This is a genomic window from Komagataeibacter kakiaceti JCM 25156, assembly GCF_000613305.1.
In genome coordinates, this window is the sequence record NZ_BAIO01000735.1 from 1 (window position 1) to 898 (window position 898).

General features: G+C 67.8%; 2 protein-coding genes. Both read left to right on the plus strand.

The features are described from left to right. Positions 1-664: FecCD family ABC transporter permease (locus JCM25156_RS18440; RefSeq protein WP_025814296.1), on the plus strand; the 664-nt coding region annotated here is incomplete at its 5' end. Positions 665-686: 22 nt separating this feature from the next. Beyond that, positions 687-898: ATP-binding cassette domain-containing protein (locus tag JCM25156_RS18445; RefSeq protein ID WP_148299430.1), on the plus strand; the 212-nt coding region annotated here is incomplete at its 3' end.

Here is an 898-nt window from a genome sequence, read left to right on the forward strand (position 1 = left end):
CACGCCGGGTGTCGCGGCACTGTCCTTTGCGGGCGGGATCGCGGCGGTGGCGTTCGGGGTGGGGGTGGCGCATATGTTCGACGCCGCCTCCATGATGATGCTGGTCTTTGGCGGGCTGATCAGTTCGGCGCTGTTCACCGCACTGCTTTCATTGCTGAAATATATCGCGGACCCGCAGAACCAGTTGCCTGACATCGTGTTCTGGCTGCTGGGCAGCCTGACGCAGGTGAGCGCGCAGGCGCTGGGCGTGCTGGTGCTGCCGGTCATGGTCGGTATCGTGCTGCTTTCGGCCTGCGGGCGCATGCTTGACGGCCTGGCGATGGGGGATGAGGAAGCCCGCACGCTGGGCATTCCCGTCATGGCGTTGCGCTATGGGGTGATTGGCGCGGCGACGGTGCTGGCGGCCATGACGGTGTCGGTCGCGGGCATGATCGGCTGGGTCGGGCTGGTGGTGCCGCATGTGGCGCGGCTGCTGGTGGGGCCTTGCAATATGCGGGTGCTGCCGGTCAGCGCGTGTATCGGGGCCATGTTCCTGCTGGTCTGCGATGATCTGGCGCGCACCCTTTCGGCTGAGGAAATACCCGTTGGCCTGATTGCCGACCTGCTGGGGGTCGTGGTGTTCGTGGCGGTGCTGCCGCTGCTGCGGCGCGGGTGGCGGGCATGAGCGTGATGCGCCCGTGCTGTGCATGGAGCATGTGGGGTTTCGCCACGGCAGGCGCATGGTGCTGCATGACCTCTCCTTCGCGATAGGGGCGGGCGAGACCACGGCGTTGCTGGGGCCGAATGGCGCGGGCAAGACGACATTGCTGCGGCTGCTGCTGGGCCTTGTGCGGCCCCATGCCGGGCAGGTCCTGCTGGAGGGGGCGGCCCATGTCGCACTGGTCGCGGCGCGAGGTGG